The sequence below is a fragment of the Brakhagea slesvicensis genome, from assembly GCF_052161625.1.
Taxonomy (GTDB): Bacteria; Planctomycetota; Planctomycetia; order Pirellulales; family Pirellulaceae; genus JBKCUI01.
Map to the genome: position 1 here is coordinate 5,744,013 of NZ_CP197412.1, position 12,535 is coordinate 5,756,547.

A 12,535-nucleotide genomic window follows, 5' to 3' on the forward strand; every position below is an offset into this window, starting at 1 on the left:
ATCACTAGCTCTAACACGAAACGAGCCCTCACACCTAACTGGGCTCAACACGTGGCTAGATCGTACCATCGATCGACCGCTATCGTCTCAACGAAACGCTTGTCCAAAAATTGGAACGGGGTGGGGCCATTGGATTCGATGGGTCGCTCCCGTCGTGGAATCGGTCCCCCGGGATCAATCGCCTTTCCAACGCCTCATGCTCCATGATCTCTTCGTAAAGGACTCGCATCTGCTTCCAGATTTCTAACGTTTCGCTAGCGAGCTTTCCCGCATACTCGAAATCATCGCATTGCTCGCTTAACGAAACACAATGCAGCAGTATCTTCAAATGCTGATCCAACGCAGTGGTAACCTGCTCGGACTGTCTGGCACCTGGCGACGGAATGTAGGCTAAGCATTCCTCCATTCGGAATTGCCCTGCCAGCTTATCTCGCAAACGACGCAGTAAACTCCCCGCGTTCTGCTCGATCCAATCGGCGCTAAACGGCTCGTCTCCGTACGATCCCAACAAAACGACATCATCCCAAAGGGACGTATTCTCCTCCTTGAGCTCTTGCAAGAATGCGTAGTTCACAATCCGCGCTGGAACGCCATTCGTCATCGCTCACCTCCTCAAAAGGCTATCTTTCGGAGCCCCATCTCTGAACGGATGGAATCTTTTTTGGACGAACTCAAGATGTCGGGGCGAGTTCGATTCTAGCGAATGTTTACCTCGCCGGCAAATTTTTAGCCGCCCAGCGCACGGACTTCGGCGGGATGGATCCCGCGCCCAAGCTCAGTATTCACGTAGATGGCTTTGAACACCTCCTGAAGCCCGAATTCAACGACCTCTTGGACGTTTCCATTCCCTTTTGCAAACGCACACGCGATGGCGGCAGAAAGAATGCAACCAGTCCCATGCGTATTGTTGGCTTCCAGCCGCGGCATCCAAAGGGACAAAACCCGATCTCCCATCGCAAGCAGATGAAGCGACTTGCCCTCATACGCTCCCATTTTGATCAGCACACACTCTGCACCCATGTCGCGCAAAGCTCGTGCAGCATCGACTCCACTCGCTTCGCTATCGACCGAGACACCCGAAAGCTTCTCGGCTTCAAACCGATTGGGTGTCAACAAAGCTGCATGAGGTATCAACCACTTCTTGTAGGCAGCGATCACCTCGTCGCCCGCTAACGAATCACCATGTTTGCTCACCAATACTGGATCGACCACGATAGGGACTGGGACGGTCGCCATCTCCGCAGACACAGCTTCGACGATGTCGACACTTCCCAACGCTCCAGTCTTGACAGCCAATGGCTCGATATCCTCCCGAACGGCCCGAATCTGATCGATGACCAAGTCGGGTGCCAGCAACTCCACACGCCGAACCCCAAGGGTGTTTTGTACCGTGATCAACGTGACGGCGGACATTCCGTAAACGCCAAGCTGCTGAAAGGTCTTCAAGTCCGCTTGAAGGCCAGCCCCTCCGCTCGGATCAGATCCGGCGATAGTGAGCGCGACACAATGGGGGGTAAGAGTGACAACGCTGCTCGAACTGTTCCGATCCTTCGCAATCATCGATTACTGTTTCTGACGAGAAAGAACGTAATGCGTGAGCTCGCGGATCGTATCGACGTCGAGAATGTCGTCGTCGATTTGGATCGAGAACTGTTTTTCCAACTCGAAGGTAAGCTCAGCCATGGCAACCGAATCCACTCCAAGCACTGCCAGCGAATCATCTGGTCTGGGAGCCCCACCGACTATCTTCTTCAGATATTCAATGATCTTCGACTCCGCAGCCTCCAGATTTGCAAGCTGCGACGGGTTGTCCATTTCAATCCTTCCTGGAGGAATCTTTTCGGGTCGGTTACGGAGTTTCAATGCACCGGCGTTTCAATTGACCGGCTCAAGCCCGCTCGCTGCTGTCGAAGCAGGCATCGTCGAAGCAGGCATCGCGGCAGGAAGCGAAGGAGGAACCGATTCCAGCGCTCGGCTTGGCCCCGCTTCCCTCAATGCTTCCAAAACGTCTTTTTCGCTGACAAGGTCTCGAAGCACAATAGGTGTTTCGGTATCTCCAGGCTTATAGATTGCTAAAACCGGAATAGAAATGCTCTCCAACTCGTTGAGCTTGTCTTTGATGTGAGGCGGGTACTCGGTCATGTCCGCCTCCATCGCGACAACCCCATTCTTTTCGACCCAATCTTTCACCTTCTTGGTGTGAATGGCTTGGTTCAAATTCAATTTGCAGTTCTGACACCACTCGGCAGTGAAGTCGATCAAGACCGTTTTCCCCTCGGCCACAAGTTGATCGAGCGCCTCCTCGTTGTACGCCTTCCATGCCAACGAGTAAGGTGACGGACTCATCATGTAAAAAGAACCGATCGATCCTGCGACTGCCACGGCCACGCCGATGCCCCAATGACGAAGCTTCGGCCCAATGCTCGCCCAAGCAGGAACGCGTCCGATCAACCAACAGGCGAACCAAACGAAGATCAACGATGCTAACATCGCAATCTTCTGATCCCCCGTGAAACCATTGACGAACATCACAACGGCTAAGAGCATTGGAAATGCCAAGAACTCTTTGAATGTCTCCATCCACGGGCCAGGCTTAGGTATGAATCCAAGCAAACTGGGCTGAAGGCTGATCAGCAAATAGGGCAATGCCATCCCCAAACCAACTCCGGTGAAAATCAACAATACGACCCACGAAGGCTGATTCAGTGCGACAACAAACACGCCTCCTAGAAACGGAGCACTGCAAGGAGTCGCTAAGATTGTCGTAATCAATCCCTTGAAGAATGCGCCAAGATACCCTTCGCGCCCCGCCAACTCCGCACTCTTACCACCTGTCGCAAATCCAGGGATTGGAATATCCCACACTCCCAAGAAGCTCAATGCGAGGGCAAACATAAACGATGTCGAAGCGATTCGGAACGCGACCGAACCGAACTGCTCGCCCCAGCCATAGGCTTGACCAGTCACCTGCCGCACCACCACGCTGAGCAATCCCAATCCGAAGATAAGGGAAATGATTCCCAACGCATAAACAAATGTTAACCGACTGGCTGTTCGGCGATCCCCAGCCGCTTCACTCACAAATCCTAGAATCTTAAGACCGATCACCGGGAGAACGCACGGCATCACATTGAGAATCAACCCGCCGAGCATGGCCAAACAAAACTTGGTTAGGATCTCTCTCAGACTCAGCGTGAGCGCGACGCGCCTCTCATCAATCCACTGACTCCGCTTCGGAAGCTCGGCTATCGTCTTGTAAGGAATCGCTTTGATGGACGCGAAAACAGGTGTCACGGTCGACTCGTTCTCGGTGATCTCCAAATCCACTCGGAATTCCAAACCTCGAGGTTGGTCGCACGATCCTTCATTGCATGCCTGATAGCCAATCTGACCGCTAATTGGGTATCGATTGGGAATCGCGTCCGAAGGAACCTTGAGTGGAATCCGCCACTCTACCTCCCCATCGTAATAATCGATTTCAAGCCCAGAGCCCATGTCTTTGTGCACCACCGGCTTGCTCGCCACGGGCGCCGCCGCTTTCATCCCCGCCTTCTGCTTGAGGACGATCAAGGTGCGTGAATCAACGGAGGGGTCCATCGAATCGTATTTGTAGAAATGGAAAGATGGATCCGGGGTCCCCTTCAAGATCAACTCGACGGTATCGCCCCGTTTCGCTTTCTCATGGGAGAGGGAGACCGTCCAAGCCGACAGCGATTCGCTCTCACGAAATGGCCCCTTTCCTTCCAAACTCTTTGCCGAGGCGTAATAGCTATCAAACTCAGCTGTCACCTTCTCACCCATTATCGGGATGCACTTCCCTTCGATGCAAACCTGAGCCTTGATGGAAAGCTCGATCGGTGCCGGTTTCTCAGGTAAGGTCGGCAACTTGGTAGCCGGCAACTCTATGGATGCCGCCCAAGTGACAGCTCCCTCGTGCGACTCCACTTGCAAACCTTCAAACCCGGGCTCTTCGAGAGAGATGTGCGGGGGGAGGTCCGGTTCAAATGTCCCGATCTTGATCGAGCTATCTTTCGAGGTAATGACTGTTCGCCCCGGTCCACCATCGGGTTGTGTCACCGAGAAAATGTGGTACCCAGGATCAGGAGTTGCGGTTACACGCAAAACCCCTCGGGTCCCTCCTTCCTCCAATTCATAGCTTGCTTGGAAATTGCACGGGATGGAGTTCGCACTGGGAAGAGCGAGTCCTTTCAAACCCTTCTTCAACGAACTGGATTGAGCCAGTGCGCTGGGGATCCCTGCGAGCACAACGAGTGCGAGGGACAATACCAAAGTGCGAATACGGGGAGCTCTCATACGTTTTCCTACTGATTAGAGGTCGTGAGATTTTACCGGGTCGGGAACTCCACGGTCAACGTCGGCAACGCTGGACAGCAAATTCCATACATTCCGAAAAGTCCGCGGGGAATCGGAGAGTTTGCCCACCCGCCCCACTTTTCGCATCACCCCCAGCCCCCCTTTTCACGATAGACCCTTCGTAAAGCCGCGTCTCACCGCTCCAAACTCTGTTGAGCCGTCGGCTTTCCGATTTCCAAACCCGTTTTTCCCGAGCGAGTCCACCGTGAAACGTAGGTATCCGTCGCATTTGAAAATCCACACCGAAGATTCGTCATCGCGAGACACCCTTGCCGTTCAACGCTCCCGCAGCTACGCAGGACTCGAACAAGACGAAATTCGCAGTGTGCTCAAAGCGTTCTCCGAAGCTACGGGATGGTCGGTCTCATCCCGATCCCCCCAAAAGGAGAACTCCAGCGCCGTCCCCACACCTCACGTGCTGACGGGACTCCGAGGCCAGCGCTGGCGACTGGTGGAATCGCTCGTTCAAGACGGGTTGCTCGATCCTAGCGATCTTTCCGACCTCCCATCCGTGTCGATGGATCGAGCACAATCGCTTCTCCAAGCCATCGAAGGCCTCGTCGATCGCTTGGAAAGCGCAGAGGAAACGGTCCGCCGACAAGAAGGCGAACTTGCCACAACCGTCGGAGTGTCTTCGTCCCAAGACCGAAATCGCGAAACGGCGGACCGTTTGGAATCCATCCTCGAAAGCGCGTCCAAGTCGATCGGAGCCTGTGCGGCAGCGATTTACTTGCTCGACGAGGAAACCACCTCTTTGAAATTGCGTGCATGTATCGGACTTCCCAAAAGCCGGCTGACTCTTCCTCCCCGACCTCTCAAAGGCTCGCTGGGAGACCTGGAAGCACTCCTCGGAAACGCGGTTCTCCTCACCGATATCGAAATGATGCCGGAATGGCCTAGTCCCGAAGACTTCGGTGCCGCAATCGTCGCACCCATCGGCTCCCAAAACATGCCCTACGGAACCGTCTGGTTCTGGTCGGAGAAAAATCGCGGCTACTCGGCCACCCAAGTCGAAATCGTCAACTTGGCCTCCGGCCGAATCATGAACGAAATCGAACACTCTTTGCTCGGCGAAGAACTGCAAGAGTCGCGTGAAATGCGCAAGCAAATCGATACCGCGAGCGTGACCCAGGCCAGCATGCTCCCTGACGCGCAACGTCTTCATGAACATTTTGATGTGCATGGCTGGACGTTCCAAAACGGCAGCCTCGGCGGCGGCTTTCACCAATGGGATGCAACTCCCAATCGCATGCTGGGATTGCTAGTCGGCAACGCAAACCAACAAGGCCCGGAGGGAGCGCTGGTCGCGACGAGTATCCAGTCGATGACGCGCATGCAGTGGAACCAACAAGCCTCGCTGGGCTCCATCATGCAATCGATCAACGATCTCCACTGGAGCATGCAGGATGCCGATTGGAAAGCCTCCATGGCTCTCTTCTATATCAACCCCGAAACGGGCTACGGCTCTCTGTGCAATGCCGGAAATGTGCACGCCTTCGTGGTCTCGGAACGAGGATTTAGACCGATCGCGGCTACCTGCAGCCCCATCGCGACTTCGCCCGATCCCATGTTCACCCCACGACGATTTGTTTTGCAACCATCGGAGATTCTAATCGCCTACACGTCCGACATCGTCGACGAACAAGTCTATGAACCGAACCCACGACGGGGTCGAGGCCGCAGGACGATGCCCTACTCTCACTTGAACCAGAATTCCTTGCTGCAAATCGTCCGTGACATGAGCACACAACGATGTTCCGATATCGCAGGATTCCTGGCGAGAACTCTACCAACCTTTGAAAGGGACCGTCGTAACGGACTCGACCGATCCCTCATCCTGATGAAAAACACAAAGGTAACGAAGTAACTCGCCGAAGTGATGAGACTACCCAAGCTCGCTCGCAGGAAATCAAACGCAGCTTGGGTGGCTGGGTTCTTCCCACTCCGTGGTTCCCAGTTCCAAACGGATTAGTTGCCCGTTCCGAATGGATCGTCGGAAGCGGGCGGATTGGTCGGTGCAGGACTTCCAAATGGATCATCCCCAGTCGGCACCGGAGTTTCCGTCGCAGGTTGGCTACCCGATGGAGCCGGAACAGCAGGATCCGTAACTGCCGGTACTTCGACAGGAGTTGGCTCCCCACGTTTCATCCCGGTGACGAACGGATCGTTCGGTGCGAGTGGCGAAGGTTGAACGCCCACTTGCGGAGGCACGACCAAACCACCGGCCGCTGCACCACCCTGCTGCTGCATGGCTTCGTATCGAGCCCGTTGGATCTCCAGGACCTTGGAACGAGATGCGAGCCTCGCTTGAGATCGAGCCTTTTCTAACTCCATGCGGTGGGGACCTTGGATCCGCTCCAAAGCCTTCCCAACATTCACGACTTTTTTACCCGCAATTTCTAAATCCGCTCCCTTTTGGAAATCGGTGGCTGCTGCGTCAGGTTGGCCATTTCGCACCATGGCTAAACCGCGGAAGAAATACACACGAGGATCTTGGCTCCCCGCCGCAATGACTTCGTTCAACATTGCCTCGGCGGTGAGGGAATCGCCGCGGAAGTATTGATGCACGGCGCGGCCGTAGATTTCATCAAGTGGATCCTGCGCTGATGCAACATTGCACAAGCCAGCTGAAACGAGCGCGACGATCGACCAAGTTTTCATTCGCATAGATGTATCCGCACTGAATTAGAGGAGGGGCCACAACCTCTCCTATCCTACTTGACTGCAGGCCTATTGCAAACTTGCCCCACCCCTCCCAGCTAACCGTTTTGGCCGGAAATGAAGCTCTTTCCCCAAAACCTAATCGCCCCTCAGACCGGAGTTCCGATTACACCGATCGAAGCGGATGCTCCAATGGGCCCGTGTTCCAATGGGCCCGTGTTCCAATGGACCCGTCTATTGACGCGGTCCGGATTTCCCCTATGCTCGCAATCGCTCCGGCGGAACCGCCGAAGCTGTCTATTCGCACGGGGCTAGGATGCTTAGCCCAAAAACGAAAACCTCCTCCAGATCAGGATTTTTCTTATGGCACGCAGCGGCGCTGTAACGTTCAAAGGCTCCCCGATGACCTTGCTCGGAGACGAACTCAAAGCGGGTAGCAACGCCCCGGAGTTCACACTCCATTACTTCGAAGGTGGCCTCAAAACCATCACTCTGGCGGACCTCAAAGGCAAGCCCTCAATCTTGAGTATCGTCCCCTCCCTCGACACCGGCACCTGCCAATTGCAAACCAAGCGGTTCAATACAGAACTCGCTGCCTTGGGAGATAAGATCAACGCAGTTACCGTGAGCCGCGATTTGCCCTTCGCGATGAACCGATTCTGCGGCGCGGAAGAAATCAAATCGATGAAGGTCGGCAGCGATTATCAATCGGGCGACTTCGGCTTGAAGTTCGGCCTGACGATCGACGAACTAAAACTTCTGGCTCGCGCCGTCTATGTCCTGGATGCCAATGGCAAAGTGGTCTACGCAGAAATCGTTCCAGAAGTCGCTCAAGAACCGAACTACGGACCTGCCCTCGAGGCGCTCAAGGCGCAACTCTAGGTTCGATTCCTGCAAACGTTAGCCTTCCAAACGTCAAACGTTCCGGAATGCAACTCGGCGAGATGGCTCGCGGCCGATGCCTTCGATGTCCAAGCCATCTCGCTCCAGAGTCAGCAGCGCATACGCATTGGATGACTCGGTCTCGACCATCCCTTTAAACGTGATCATCGGAACCTCCTCCCAAACACCATAGTTCCCCGCGTGGTTATGACCATTCATCCATGCGGCGATCACCGTCTGCTCAGCGATCAATTCCTTCAGCGCCGAGGCGTTCCAAAGATTGTGACTATTGTCGGGATAGATCGGATGGTGCGCGAACAATAGAACTCGCTCGCCCGATATCTTCGCTTGAACGCACTCCTCGCGCATCCAAGCCAACTGCTTGCTCCCGATCGCGCCATTCCAACTTTGCGCTTGAGGCAACTTCTGTGCCTTGGCCTCCTGGAGAAGTCTCTCCGCTTCGCGTCGCTCATCGCTCCCATTCTCAGCGGCATACAAACTGACATCGTTCGTGTCCAAAAACAAAAATCGCCAACCCGGCGCGGAGACACGATAATACTTGGATGGAATTCCCACCCGTTCTGGAACCTCACGTATTCTCGCTTCTTGCACTTCAAAGTCGTGATTTCCTAACACGTGATGGAATGGCTGCTTGGCCTTGTTCAAAACCCCTTTCATGACTTCAAAACTAGCCCAATCGCGATCGATCAAATCACCCAGATTGACTGCCATGCCAACGCGTTGTTCATTGAAGTGCTCGACCGCATCGGACAACTTTCGGACCGACTGGCGATAATGCCGTGTCCCCAAGGTTGGGATGTCTGCATACTGAGGATCGGCAACGATCCCAATCTTTAGCGACGGCCCCTGCCCAATGAACTCCGAAGCCGAAATGCGATGGCAAGATACCGACGCGGCTGCAACGGCACAGCCTGTATTCTTGAGCCATGTTCGTCGAGAGGTGCGCATTCTAAACCCTGCTTTCGCTCACGATGGTGACAGTGATGTTCTTGAATCGAGGAGTACGTGACTTCGGATCTACTGATCGAGGAACCAACACATTGGACTCAGGATAGTACATCATCGCACACCCGGTTCGAATGTCCTCATAACCACGAGCCAAAATGCCTCGCATCTCGCCCGCTTCGCTCGTCACCGTTACCAACGAGTCGTGCTCGAGCCCCAATCTCTTCAAGTCCTCGGGGTGCATCAAAATCACATCGCGCCGCTCTTGATGCCGGTACAGGTCGTAATCTTCATAAACAACCGTGTTGAATTGCCCCTCGGATCGAACGGTCATCAATCGCAGTTGATTCGGTTCCAACTCCGACAACTCGGGCAGCGAATGGATCACCATTTGAGCCCTTCCATTCGGTGTTTTGAATACAGGTGTATGGAACGTTCGCCCCCCAACCTGGAACTCTTGCTTGGTCGCCCCCACATGCTCGATCTGTTCATACCCGGGCACCACTTTTGAAATCCAATGCCGAATCGTTTGGGTCTTTTCCATCTCTACCCAATCGATAGGCGTAACATCCCCAAACAATCGCCTCCCCAATTCGGCAATGATATGCACCTCGCTGCGCGGCCCAGGCAGCCGTCTTGGGCCCCCATCGCTAACGCGAACAAAATTGAACATCGATTCTTGCGTGGTCGGCTCCGACTCCTCGTCGCGCGCTAGCACCGGTAGGACAATCGTGGTTTTCGCAAGTCCGTTTGCGTGCCCCGTGTTCAACGTTGTGTTCAACATGACCAACATGTCGAGCGAGGCCATCGCCTTATCTGCGAATTGGGAATCCGGATTCGACCCGTAGAGATTTCCACCCAAGCAGAACGTGAACTTGATCTCTCCTCGAGCGGCCGCCTCCATGCACTCGAGCGTATCACGCCCCGGTTGAGTCGGTAGTCGCACTCCGAAATGTGTTTGCAAATTGTCGAAGATTTCATCCTTCAGTTTAGGCGTAACTCCAACGGAACCGATCCCTTGCACGTTCGAATGACCTCGGATTGGCATCATGCCCGCACCCTTGCGACCTATCATTCCGCGCAGTAATGCCAGATTGACAATTCCTTGGACATTCTCGACACCATGCGTATGGTGGGTGATCCCCATCGTCCAAGAAAAAACCGAACCTTTGCTCTCGGCATACACATCAGCGACCTGGCGCAACTCCTTCTCCGTCAGCCCACTCTTTTCACAAATCTCTCTCCAACTGGTTGCACGAATTCCCGCAACATACTCTTCCCATCGATCGCAATACTCCCGCATGTACGAAGTGTCTTCGGCACCGAGTTCGAGAACAGCCTTGGCAATCCCCGCCATTGCCGCTAAATCGCCTCCAATATGCGGTTGCAAATAGTGGTTGGCAATGTTGGTTCCAAACAACATGCTGATTGGATCGCTAGGTACTTTGAACCTGATCAAACCCAATTCTCGCAAGGGGTTGATCACAATGATCTTGCCCCCTCGTCGTCTCAAGTGCATCAGAGTGGTCATGAGTCGAGGATGATTGCTCGGTGGATTCCCCCCGATAATAAAAACCGTATCGCACTCATCTAGATCATCAAGCACCAGGGTCGCCGTTCCGGTTCCAAGCGTCGATTGAAGCCCGACCCCGGACGCTTGATGGCAATAGTAACTGCAGTTGTTGACGTTATTCGTTCCGTAGAGCCGGGCTAACAACTGCAGGAGAAAACCAGCTTCATTGCTGCTACGGCCGCTGAAATACCAGAATGTTTCATCGGGGGTCAGCTTTTTAAGCTGAGCTGCAATCCGATCCAAGGCCTCATTCCAAGTGATGGTGCGGTACGACTCCGATCCTTGCTCGTAGAGAATCGGCTGTATCAATCTACCGCTCATCTCCATCTGACGAGGAGTGTATTGCCGCATTTGATGAATGGGATGTTTCTTCCAGAAGTCGGCGGTGATGGCTGGCTGCATGTCGGCCGCCATCGCCTGAATCGACTTCTTACATACCTCGGGAAACGAGCCTTGCTCGTTAACCATACCGCCATGTTGACCACCCATCCCCAACGCGCAGGTCTTGCAAGCATTTCGGGAACGCAACGCCTTGTAGAGTTTCCATAGCCCGCCGGCTTCGATGCCTTTTCGAAAGGTATAACGAACCGCTTGCCAGCCACCGCCGGCCTTGAGCTTTTTCATGTTGTGTTCCGAACGAAGGGGATGCCGACAGGGGGAGCTGTTGCGAGGGGTTGATAGGTAGGCTGATCGGTGGGCGATGCAAAGGGTTCCAGTTCAGTTTACCAGATAGGTGCAAACGTGTTGAATTCACCCGAGGCTTCGCTTTCAAATCGCTCGGAGCGCGTCACATTTCCAGCCATTGGATTCTCGACAGCATCAAGAAACCGCTCGACTTCTGAAAGCTCACCCTCCGCAACGATCTTGACGCGACCATCCTCCAAATTCTGGACGGATCCTACCACCTGAAACTTCTTGGCGGTTTCCTTCGTGTGAAATCGAAACCCAACTCCTTGCACTCTGCCCGAAACAAAACACGTCACCCGGCGAGCCATTCTTTTACCCTGCAATCTACGGGGAAAATGATTCATCAAAAATTAGCGAATGTGCGCCGACGCTTGCTGCACGTCGACTTTGCCAAACCGTTATATTGCACACGGCGATCGAACGCATCGCCAATGATCCCCGCGCATGGCTCTCCGGAAATACGATCTCTCCGAAAACGGAAAACATCATGTCCTTTTTTCTCTCACCGCGACCTTGGGCTGCCTTCCCGCTCCTCGCCGCGACCGCTGGATTCTGTACCGCTCAGGATTCGAAGCCACTGTCCAACGAGCCAACCAAAGATGAAAAAGGGAAGACGACCTCGGTCGTCATCCAGAAGGTAATCGATGGGGATTCGGTCTCCGTCGTCGAACTTCGCAAGCCGCAGCCGGTCTCTATGGAATTGCAAATCGAGGGGATCGACGCACCCGAGCTTGTTCAACCCTTTGGACCAGAATCAAAAGAAGCCCTGGCTAAATTACTTCCAGTCGACTCGGTGGTCACAGTGACTTGGACGGCCAAGGACAACTACGGCCGTTTGCTCGCGCAAGTCACAGCCAGAAACAAAACACATATCAACTCGGAGATGCTTCGCTTGGGGATGGCTTGGCACTTCAAACGCTACAACCAGTCGAAAGAACTAGCGACGATCGAAGAGATAGCGAAATCGAAAAAGCTCGGTCTGTGGGCGGCACCAACCCCAAAGGCTCCTTGGGATTACCGTCGCGAGAACAAAACCCCCGATCGCCCCGCTTCTGCCGATGGAAACGCGCCGAAATCGGGCGACCCACCGTCCTCGAAATAGACATCTTTTCACCTGCCTAATCCAACCAATTTGTTCGGTCGGAACAACTGGAACCTCCACGATCGCGGTCGATAAAAAAACGCACCAGGAACTCCTTAAGTACGCTTGCAGCGACCGAACCTAGGGCTATAATCCTCCGCATGTAAGGGGTCGTAGCTCAATTGGTTAGAGCACCGGACTGTCGATCCGGAGGTTGCGGGTTCGAGACCCGTCGACCTCGCTTACAAAATAAGCCTTGGGAATACTCCCAAGGCTTTTTTTATTGACGCACTTGAGACGAAGAAAGGGCC

11 protein-coding genes and 1 tRNA gene are annotated in these 12,535 nt (G+C 54.2%); 4 read left to right on the forward strand and 8 right to left on the reverse strand.

Features of this window, described 5'->3' with window-relative positions:
* Nucleotides 1-79: 79 nt before the first annotated feature.
* From SH467x_RS21720 to SH467x_RS21735, 4 genes are all read right to left on the reverse strand, one after another.
* Entirely contained in the window at nucleotides 80-601 is a 522-nt protein-coding gene (locus tag SH467x_RS21720; protein WP_482369188.1) for a hypothetical protein, read from the reverse strand.
* Nucleotides 602-726: 125 nt separating this feature from the next.
* Nucleotides 727-1,560 carry a bifunctional hydroxymethylpyrimidine kinase/phosphomethylpyrimidine kinase gene (gene thiD, locus SH467x_RS21725; RefSeq protein ID WP_482369189.1) on the reverse strand — a complete coding sequence of 278 codons (834 nt, stop codon included), beginning with the start codon at nucleotides 1,558-1,560 and terminating at the stop codon, nucleotides 727-729.
* 3 nt (nucleotides 1,561-1,563) lie between these two features.
* Nucleotides 1,564-1,815: an acyl carrier protein gene (locus SH467x_RS21730; RefSeq protein WP_146675225.1), complete on the reverse strand. Its 252-nt coding sequence runs from the start codon at nucleotides 1,813-1,815 to the stop codon at nucleotides 1,564-1,566.
* A 60-nt stretch (nucleotides 1,816-1,875) separates the two neighbouring features.
* Entirely contained in the window at nucleotides 1,876-4,314 is a 2,439-nt protein-coding gene (locus tag SH467x_RS21735) for a protein-disulfide reductase DsbD family protein (protein ID WP_482369190.1), read from the reverse strand.
* Nucleotides 4,315-4,579: 265 nt separating this feature from the next.
* Here SH467x_RS21735 and SH467x_RS21740 point away from each other — a divergent pair, with 265 nt between their 5' ends.
* Entirely contained in the window at nucleotides 4,580-6,241 is a 1,662-nt protein-coding gene (locus tag SH467x_RS21740; RefSeq protein ID WP_482369191.1) for a PP2C family protein-serine/threonine phosphatase, read from the forward strand.
* A gap of 101 nt (nucleotides 6,242-6,342) precedes the next feature.
* Here the strand turns inward: SH467x_RS21740 and SH467x_RS21745 are convergent, their stop codons facing one another.
* Nucleotides 6,343-7,041: a hypothetical protein gene (locus tag SH467x_RS21745; RefSeq protein ID WP_482369192.1), complete on the reverse strand. Its 699-nt coding sequence runs from the start codon at nucleotides 7,039-7,041 to the stop codon at nucleotides 6,343-6,345.
* A gap of 357 nt (nucleotides 7,042-7,398) precedes the next feature.
* Between SH467x_RS21745 and tpx the strand changes: the two genes are divergently transcribed.
* The gene (tpx, locus tag SH467x_RS21750) at nucleotides 7,399-7,917 is read left to right on the forward strand and encodes a thiol peroxidase (RefSeq protein WP_482369193.1); all 519 of its coding nucleotides are present in this window, start codon (nucleotides 7,399-7,401) and stop codon (nucleotides 7,915-7,917) included.
* A 33-nt stretch (nucleotides 7,918-7,950) separates the two neighbouring features.
* Here the strand turns inward: tpx and SH467x_RS21755 are convergent, their stop codons facing one another.
* From SH467x_RS21755 to SH467x_RS21765, 3 genes are all read right to left on the reverse strand, one after another.
* Nucleotides 7,951-8,886 carry a metallophosphoesterase gene (locus SH467x_RS21755; RefSeq protein ID WP_482369194.1) on the reverse strand — a complete coding sequence of 312 codons (936 nt, stop codon included), beginning with the start codon at nucleotides 8,884-8,886 and terminating at the stop codon, nucleotides 7,951-7,953.
* Nucleotide 8,887: 1 nt separating this feature from the next.
* Nucleotides 8,888-11,080, reverse strand: a complete 2,193-nt coding sequence (locus tag SH467x_RS21760) for an FdhF/YdeP family oxidoreductase (protein WP_482369195.1) — start codon at nucleotides 11,078-11,080, stop codon at nucleotides 8,888-8,890.
* A gap of 98 nt (nucleotides 11,081-11,178) precedes the next feature.
* Nucleotides 11,179-11,451 carry an acylphosphatase gene (locus tag SH467x_RS21765; protein WP_482369196.1) on the reverse strand — a complete coding sequence of 91 codons (273 nt, stop codon included), beginning with the start codon at nucleotides 11,449-11,451 and terminating at the stop codon, nucleotides 11,179-11,181.
* Nucleotides 11,452-11,630: 179 nt separating this feature from the next.
* Between SH467x_RS21765 and SH467x_RS21770 the strand changes: the two genes are divergently transcribed.
* Complete coding sequence (locus tag SH467x_RS21770; RefSeq protein ID WP_482369197.1) at nucleotides 11,631-12,245, forward strand: thermonuclease family protein; 615 nt, start codon at nucleotides 11,631-11,633, stop codon at nucleotides 12,243-12,245.
* 146 nt (nucleotides 12,246-12,391) lie between these two features.
* Nucleotides 12,392-12,465: transfer RNA gene (locus SH467x_RS21775), tRNA-Asp, on the forward strand.
* Nucleotides 12,466-12,535: the final 70 nt, after the last annotated feature.

Bases quoted from the DNA above. Each gene is read 5' to 3' on its own strand.
- SH467x_RS21720 (WP_482369188.1), bottom strand. From the start codon at position 601: ATGACGAATGGCGTTCCAGCGCGGATTGTGAACTACGCATTCTTGCAA.
- thiD (WP_482369189.1), bottom strand. From the start codon at position 1,560: ATGATTGCGAAGGATCGGAACAGTTCGAGCAGCGTTGTCACTCTTACC.
- SH467x_RS21730 (WP_146675225.1), bottom strand. From the start codon at position 1,815: ATGGACAACCCGTCGCAGCTTGCAAATCTGGAGGCTGCGGAGTCGAAG.
- SH467x_RS21735 (WP_482369190.1), bottom strand. From the start codon at position 4,314: ATGAGAGCTCCCCGTATTCGCACTTTGGTATTGTCCCTCGCACTCGTT.
- SH467x_RS21745 (WP_482369192.1), bottom strand. From the start codon at position 7,041: ATGCGAATGAAAACTTGGTCGATCGTCGCGCTCGTTTCAGCTGGCTTG.
- tpx (WP_482369193.1), top strand. From the start codon at position 7,399: ATGGCACGCAGCGGCGCTGTAACGTTCAAAGGCTCCCCGATGACCTTG.
- SH467x_RS21755 (WP_482369194.1), bottom strand. From the start codon at position 8,886: ATGCGCACCTCTCGACGAACATGGCTCAAGAATACAGGCTGTGCCGTT.
- SH467x_RS21760 (WP_482369195.1), bottom strand. From the start codon at position 11,080: ATGAAAAAGCTCAAGGCCGGCGGTGGCTGGCAAGCGGTTCGTTATACC.
- SH467x_RS21765 (WP_482369196.1), bottom strand. From the start codon at position 11,451: ATGGCTCGCCGGGTGACGTGTTTTGTTTCGGGCAGAGTGCAAGGAGTT.
- SH467x_RS21770 (WP_482369197.1), top strand. From the start codon at position 11,631: ATGTCCTTTTTTCTCTCACCGCGACCTTGGGCTGCCTTCCCGCTCCTC.